This window comes from Ruegeria atlantica (assembly GCF_013032505.1).
GTDB classification, from domain to species: domain Bacteria; phylum Pseudomonadota; class Alphaproteobacteria; order Rhodobacterales; family Rhodobacteraceae; genus Ruegeria; species Ruegeria atlantica_F.
The window spans coordinates 1-7,399 of record NZ_WQCG01000023.1 but is presented as its reverse complement, the minus strand read 5'-3'; the positions used below and the strand labels follow the sequence as shown (position 1 = coordinate 7,399).

Sequence of the window (7,399 nt, the reverse complement as noted above, 5' to 3'; positions counted from 1 at the left end):
ATGGGCTTGGCTCTCTGAAGACTGCGAGGCGGATGTTCTTTCAACCGGCCGGGCGTTGCATGAGGAGGAGTGGCATAGTGGGGACCGGTTGTTCTTCAACACCTGCATCACGTCATGTGACAACACGCGGGAAATCCTGCGTGACATGACGCACAATGTCTTTCCAAACGAAGTTGCCACCAGCCTGCGCCGCAATCCTGACAGTTCAGTACGCCGGGTCAGCCGCTGGACCGGCATCAACCTGCGCCGGTTCAATTTGAGGAGTACAAACGCTGATGTCGCGGGGGATGTACAGAGCATGAATGAGCAGACCTCAACCCTGAAAAACTTGTCAACGGGCATACCGGTCTGAAGTCTCCACGACCCGGCTGACGAGCAGGTCAACTCAACAGAAGAGCTATCTGAATGTCTTTCAATTTGAAAACAGCACCCATCGACCAGCTCCACCCGCAAAGCTTCGGCAGTGGGCGTGATGGGTGCCGCGGTCGAAACCGGCAAGGATGTCCGAACCGTTTTCATCAAAAAAGCAAAGCTCTTGCTGGCAACGCTTGTATGCGCGTCAGAACCAATCGGATTATGCCCCTTGTGGCTGTTCACTGCAGAGCGGATTGTCAGTTCTCGTCCCAAAACGCGCGCCTTCCCGGGGGCTTGGTTTCTAGGCGCGGACAGATTGTTGCGGCACGCAACCGGCACCTGGCGCAACTCGGGGCACCTGGAATTCGCGGGGACACGGATTTGTTCGAAGCCTGGGACAGTAATCTTATTGAGCTGCGCAACCACCAGGCAACTCGATTGGACAAGCCAATCGAACAGGTATCGAAACCGACGTCGCGTCGGTCAAAACCACCGCAACTCTTTGCTCCGCTGCTGCGGTTGGTTCGGTCGTCGGCGCGATCCTGGTTGCCGGAGTGCCCGATTGCCGGTGAACGGGGCACCAGTCTCGCAAGGCCCTTACCGATTTCGCATGACGGGTTCACAACTCAAAAAAGAACGAACGGTGGCGGGCACCGGGTACCTCGGCGTGAGATATTCCGGACCGTTCCTGTAGCTGCCAATCACAACCCGGTTCCTGAAGGTTTTGCAGATCGGGTGCGCAACCCAGGAAAACCACGCAAGGTGATCTTGAGGCCGGGCTGTTCTGGGTCTGAAATTCACTCAGCCCCAATCAGCGACAACCGTTCGTTCTTTAGCGACCCGCTGCTCAGGCGGAACTGTGTTCCTGCATGTAACGCTGCAATGTTCTTTTCGATACTCCCAGCTTGTCGCATAAATCGGAGATTTCGGCATTCCCGCAAGATAACTCGCGAATTGCATTTGAAATCTGATGATCGGACAGCACTCGCGGGCGACCCAGACTGGCACCCCTTAAGCGTGCCGCATCAAGACCTGCCTTGGTTCTTTCGCTGATCAGGCTGCGTTCAAACTCCGACAGCGCTGCCATGATATGAAAAAACAAAACTCCGGCGCTTGATCTGGTGTCAATGGCTTCGGTGAGGGATTGAAACTCCGTATCTTGCTCGACGAGCGTTCCCATCAGTTTTACCAAACCTTGCAATGACCGACCCATACGGTCGAGACGCCAGACAACCAATGTGCCGCCACGTGCGGCAAGAATGGCTTTTTCGAGTCCCGGTCGCTCCATCTGCGATCCCGAAACCCCCCTGTCTTGGAATATTTTAAGGCATCCGCTTTTTCGGAGAGATTGGATTTGCAGATCCAGGTTCTGATCATCGGTTGATACACGAGCATACCCAATCAGTTTCCTTTTTTCCTCTGATTTTCTGGCTGCTGCTGGTTTGGAAATCATAAACATACACAAGCTCACTTCTTCTTACTTTTCTTACGTTTATGCAGAATCTCACGTCGAATTCTAATTGACAAAAACGTTCGTTTTCATCCCAACCTTCCCCCACGTTACCCATTGACGCGCTTAACGTGATGAAACCATATTGAAAATTGCCGGCATGAAAGTGCCGACGTCCCACTAAAACCAACCCTCGCATAATCGAACGTTTTTGCCGCGGTAATTCGCGGTAGTGATAGAGTATTGTTTCGTCGTTCGCCGATTGGGGAAAATAGAGACGCTGTGCGTCTTTTCGTAGTGGCAACACCCACGGTATTTTTGTGCGTAATTTTGGTTTTTGCGTCAGGGTTTTACGTCCTGTTCACAAGCCTGTGCGGGATCGTGCTCATTGTAACTTATGAGCTTTTGAGTGGGGTCCGGGAAAGTGCATCTACGGTGGGTCCGGCCCTTTATCCGCCTCGAACAAAGTGTCACGTGTATTCGAGAGTTTCGAGCAGGGATGTGGATGGCGTGGTTCCAGCCGGACGGGTTTTGTTTGTGGGTGACCATCGTGCCGATGCCAGCTGTAATCTGGCAGCAACTCTGAAGGGGTTTGGGTTCGAGGTCCTGTTCTTCGAAAGCATTGATTGTGTTCGGGTTATGTTGAACTCGCCGCTTTCGCCTACGAGCACTCCGCGAAATCGTTCGATCCTATTGGTCGATCTTGATTATTGCTATGTCCGAGATGGTTTGGAGCTCGCCGTCCACAAGACGATGGCTATTCGGGAATTTGTCCCAAACGTTTCGACCATCATGGTTTCGCGAAATTTCAGTGGCTCCGACACTACTGCGAAATTCTTGTCCATTGCTGACGCGCGCGTGAAGCTTCCTGTGAGCACAACGTTCCTGGCTGATGTTCTTGCCTCGGCGTTTTCCAACAATGAGGAATGGCAAAAGCGTGTCTCGGATCCGCTGTTTTAAGTAGCGAGTAGGAGGCGTTGTTAAGAAAGCCTCCGCAAAGTCTCCATCTTGAGCAAGTGACCGAATATGGGTGCTCGCTCTGTCCAGTTAAGGAAAACTTATGTCGAATGATAATACTGCCGTTGCCAACATGTCTGAGTTGAACGAGAGCGGTTCCGGGCGCTTGATCCGCCTGCCTGCAGGCGCGTTTGGGGCGGTGCTTCCGGTTGCGTCACAGAGCATTGAGGCGGCCCTGCGTGATGGTGCCGATCTGGTAATTGTCCTTCAGAGTGGCCACCAGATACGCATTGACGGGTTCTTTGCGGAAGACGGTCGTGTTCTTGTGCTGCGTGACCCTGAAACCGGTGAATTTTTCGAAGCGCGTTTGAGCCTTGACGGTCAGATGATCGGGGTGGAGCCCCGATCGCGGGATGAACTGTCGGAATTGTTCCATGCAACGCCCGGGGAAATTGGCGCACTTGATGCAGCCTATACCAATGATTCCATGGCATTTGCCGACCCGACCGTATCCCAGGGTGCGACAGCTGTTGGTGCAGCAACGGGGGGAGCCGCGATCAGCACCGCGGCATTGATTGCCGGCGTGGTTGCCATCGGTGCAGTTGCGGCTGCGATTGTTTCCGCATCCGACGATGATGATGACGATGCCGACCCGGCACCAGCACAATCGGGCCAACCGGACCCGCAGCCGCAACCGCAACCGCAACCGGACCCGCAACCGCAGCCGGACCCGCAACCGCAACCGCAGCCGCAACCGGACCCGCAGCCGGTTGTCACGAGTGACGGAACTTTCGATGACGACGGCGACGGTATAGTTGACCGGGAAGTCATCACCATCCGCGATGCAGAAGGTAACGTCCAATCGATCACCACCAATACCCTTGATGCTGACGGTCGTGTTACGCGCCAGGAGATCGACAACCAGGCGAACGGCCTGGCTGACGTGGTCCGTGTCCAGGAGTATAGAGGGGAGAGCCCAAATCCATCGGCAATCACTACGACCACAAACACCTATAATGAAGATAACCTCCTGATGACAGAGGTCATCACTTATGATGGAGTGCAAGGTACCGAGGTGGAACGGGTTTCAACCGAAACATCGAGTTATCAGTATGACGCACAAAATCGTTTGGAGCGCGTGGAGGCCATGACTACTAACGTTGTGGAGGTCCCGGGTGAAGACGGTGAAGACCCAGTAACAACGACCAACCGAGAAATGAGAGTCGAAACCTTCGAATACGAAGATCCGCAGAATCCTGACAAGGTGACGGCCCACAATATCGATAACGACCCTCAAGACCTTAACGTCGACCCTAGCGACGATGACTACGAAGTCCGTATAACCAACGTATACGATCCCGAAGGCCGTTTAACCCAGGAGACAACAGCTTCCAAAACACCAGATTATGATGACCAAGGAGAACCAACAGGATCATTTTCCTTTTCGGAGGAAATCGAGACCTTCGTATACGACGGTGGGTCTCAGCGCGTGTCGGTTAGAACATACGATATAAATGGGGATGGTAGCGCTGAGGTTACCACGACTTATGAGTATGACCAGAATGGTGAATTGGTTGTTGAGAAGGTCAGCAACGCCGGTGATCCCGAGGCAGAAACAGTCATTTATTACGGTCCGAGCGTTACACCAAATCCTGGGGATAGTACCTTGGTGGGGGTGGAGGAGATCAGGCTTTCCCCGGGTTCCGAGGAGGGGACAACTTTGTCTCTGACCCCTGAGGTGTTACAGGCCCTTTCGGGTGAGGCCCCAAGCGAGGCCCCAAGCTATACGCTGCTGATTAATGGCGATGACAATGACGCTGTGACCTTGAACGGGCAGTTCGCCCGCAGCGGCACAGAACCGGTCGTTGTCGGTCGCGATGAATTCGGTAACGACGTAGTAGTAGATTACAATGTCTACACCAGCACAGCCGGTAACCTCCGCATCGACCCTGACATAACAAATGTGGAAGTCGTAGGCGCTTAGGACTGCATCGAGTTGTTCGGCAGTTCTATCGCCCCCTCAACTGCCGAACAGGCCCCCGCCGACAGCCTCTGCAGAGGCAAATAAGCCCACTCATCTTCGGCGGGGGCCGATACGGAACCACAGTGACGACTGAATAGAAAACAGGCGCATTTGGTTCGATACATCAAGGAAATCGTATGTCAAACGATAGTGCTTTCATCGCCAACATGTCTGAGTTGAACGAGAGCGGTTCCGGGCAGTTGATCCGCCTGCCTGCAGGCGCGTTTGGGGCGGTGCTTCCGGTTGCGTCGCAGAGCATCGAGGCGGCCCTGCGTGATGGTGCCGATCTGGTAATTGTCCTTCAGAGTGGCCATCAGATACGCATTGACGGGTTCTTTGCGGAAGACGGTCGTGTTCTTGTGCTGCGTGACCCTGAAACCGGTGAATTTTTCGAAGCGCGATTGAGCCTTGACGGTCAGATGATCGGGGTGGAGCCCCGATCGCGGGATGAACTGTCGGAATTGTTCCAAGCAACACCTGGGGAAGTTGGCGCACTTGATGCAGCCTATGCCAATGATTCCATGGCATTTGCCGATCCGGTCGTATCCGAGGGTGCAATGGTTGTTGGTGCGGCAACGGGGGCGCGCGCGATCAGCACCGGGGCATTGATTGCCGGTGCGGTTGCCATCGGTGCGATTGCTTCTGAAACCGACGATGACGACCCTGTAACCGCGCCGATCGGACCTGCATCGCAGAGTTGCTGTCGGGACGAAACGGGCCACTGGATCGTTACGTACGAATACGACGCAATTGGTAACATGGTGCGCCAGAAAATCGACTTAAACGGGGATGGTGTGGATGATGTGATCATTGCCTACGAGTATGACGTGATTGGCAATGTGACGCGCCAGGCTTTCGAAATAAACGGGCACGGCAAGGCTGACGCTGTCGAGTATTTTGAAACCGATGCTGAAGCAAATTCGTTGTCCCCGCAGGACGTAACGCTTTCCGGTGCCGGAGTGGCGGATTGTGTCCTGAATGATGAAGGTCTGGGGACTCTTTCGGATGAAGTCCGCAGTTTTTGTCTGTGGATTGACGGTGACCGTATCAACCCGATGGCCGTAACCGGGCAGGGCACCCGATTTGCCGGCACAACGGGTATCGAAGGAAAATATCGCAATCTTCACTGGAATGACCGGAAGTTTCATCGTCGATCCCGATCTAACCGTTACAGGTGTTTATGAATGCCCGGAGGTGTTCAACAGCGGCATGCCAACAATTGGCAAATAAGCTCCCTCATGATCGGCGGGGGCCGATACAGAACCACAGTGACGACTGAATAGAAAACAGGCGCATTTGGTTCGATACATCAAGGAAATCTTATGGCAAAAGATAGTGCTTTCATCGCCAACATGTCTGAGTTGAACGAGAGCGGTTCCGGGCAGTTGATCCGCCTGCCTGCTGCTGCGTTCGGAGCGGTGCTTCCGGTTGCGTCGCAGAGTATCGAGGCGGCTCTGCGTGATGGTGCCGATCTGGTAATTGTCCTTCAGAGTGGCCATCAGATACGCATTGACGGGTTCTTTGCGGAAGACGGTCGTGTTCTTGTGCTGCGTGACCCTGAAACCGGTGAATTTTTCGAAGCGCGATTGAGCCTTGACGGTCAGATGATCGGGGTGGAGCCCCGACCGCGGGATGAACTGTCGGAATTGTTCCGTGCAACGCCCGGAGAAATTGGCGCACTTGATGCAGCCTATGCCAATGATTCCATGGCATTTTCCGATCCGACCGTATCCCAGGGTGCGACGGCTGTTGGTGCAGCAACGGGTGGGGCCGCGATCAGCACCGCGGCATTGATTGCCGGCGTGGTTGCCATCGGTGCAGTTGCGGCTGCGATTGTTTCCGCGTCCGACGATGATGATGACGATGCCGACCCGGCACCAGCACAACCGGGCCAACCGGACCCGCAGGTGCAGCCGGACCCGCAGCCGCAGCCTGACCCGGTTGTGCCTGATCCGGTCGCGCCCCCGGCACCGCCGGTCGTGGCCCCGGATACGACCGCCCCCGGGGCGCCGACGGTGCAGATTGCGACGGCTCAGGATGGCAGTGTCACGGTCAGCGGCACAGCGGAGGATGGGTCCACGGTTGCGGTGACGTATCCGGATGGGTCGCAGGGTGGCGCCACGCGCGAGGTCACGGCGACGGGCGGCACCTACAGCGTGACGATCCCAGCCGGCGTGCTGTCGGACGGTGCTGCGATCAGCGTGGCGGCGATTGACAGCGCGGGCAACAGCTCTCAAGCGACCAGTGAAACCTATTCGGAGCCCCCGGTCGCGCCCCCGGCACCGCCGGTCGTGGCCCCGGATACGACCGCCCCCGGGGCGCCGACGGTGCAGATTGCGACGGCTCAGGATGGCAGTGTCACGGTCAGCGGCACAGCGGAGGATGGGTCCACGGTTGCGGTGACGTATCCGGATGGGTCGCAGGGTGGCGCCACGCGCGAGGTCACGGCGACGGGCGGCACCTACAGCGTGACGATCCCAGCCGGCGTGCTGTCGGACGGTGCTGCGATCAGCGTGGCGGCGATTGACAGCGCGGGCAACAGCTCTCAAGCGACCAGTGAAACCTATTCGGAGCCCCCGGTCGCGCCCCCGGCACCGCCGGTCGTGGCCCCGGAT

The 7,399-nt window shown here is 56.1% G+C and carries 6 protein-coding genes; 5 read left to right on the top strand and 1 reads right to left on the bottom strand.

The window, feature by feature from the left end; translation table 11 throughout:
• A partial coding sequence (locus tag GOW92_RS24580) for a toxin-activating lysine-acyltransferase (protein WP_170566483.1) occupies positions 1 to 352 on the top strand: 352 nt, incomplete at its 5' end.
• Between the two features lie 849 nt (positions 353 to 1,201).
• On the opposite strand, the gene GOW92_RS24575 is transcribed toward GOW92_RS24580, so the two are convergent.
• On the bottom strand, positions 1,202 to 1,813 hold the full coding sequence (locus tag GOW92_RS24575; RefSeq protein ID WP_254453160.1) for a recombinase family protein: 612 nt from the start codon (positions 1,811 to 1,813) through the stop codon (positions 1,202 to 1,204).
• Positions 1,814 to 2,278: 465 nt separating this feature from the next.
• On the opposite strand from GOW92_RS24575, the gene GOW92_RS24570 reads away from it, so the two are divergent.
• From GOW92_RS24570 to GOW92_RS24555, 4 genes are all read left to right on the top strand, one after another.
• Positions 2,279 to 2,764 carry a hypothetical protein gene (locus tag GOW92_RS24570; RefSeq protein WP_170566480.1) on the top strand — a complete coding sequence of 162 codons (486 nt, stop codon included), beginning with the start codon at positions 2,279 to 2,281 and terminating at the stop codon, positions 2,762 to 2,764.
• A 100-nt stretch (positions 2,765 to 2,864) separates the two neighbouring features.
• Positions 2,865 to 4,745, top strand: coding sequence for a BapA/Bap/LapF family prefix-like domain-containing protein (locus GOW92_RS24565; RefSeq protein WP_170566477.1), 1,881 nt, complete (start codon positions 2,865 to 2,867; stop codon positions 4,743 to 4,745).
• Positions 4,746 to 4,921: 176 nt separating this feature from the next.
• Positions 4,922 to 5,968 carry a BapA/Bap/LapF family prefix-like domain-containing protein gene (locus tag GOW92_RS24560; protein WP_170566474.1) on the top strand — a complete coding sequence of 349 codons (1,047 nt, stop codon included), beginning with the start codon at positions 4,922 to 4,924 and terminating at the stop codon, positions 5,966 to 5,968.
• A gap of 138 nt (positions 5,969 to 6,106) precedes the next feature.
• The coding region (locus GOW92_RS24555; protein ID WP_254453159.1) for an Ig-like domain-containing protein at positions 6,107 to 7,399 on the top strand (1,293 nt) is incomplete at its 3' end.

What these genes read in the sequence shown, in the direction of transcription:
- GOW92_RS24575 (WP_254453160.1), bottom strand. Translation starts at nt 1,813, where the DNA reads ATGTTTATGATTTCCAAACCAGCAGCAGCCAGAAAATCAGAGGAAAAA.
- GOW92_RS24565 (WP_170566477.1), top strand. Translation starts at nt 2,865, where the DNA reads ATGTCGAATGATAATACTGCCGTTGCCAACATGTCTGAGTTGAACGAG.
- GOW92_RS24560 (WP_170566474.1), top strand. Translation starts at nt 4,922, where the DNA reads ATGTCAAACGATAGTGCTTTCATCGCCAACATGTCTGAGTTGAACGAG.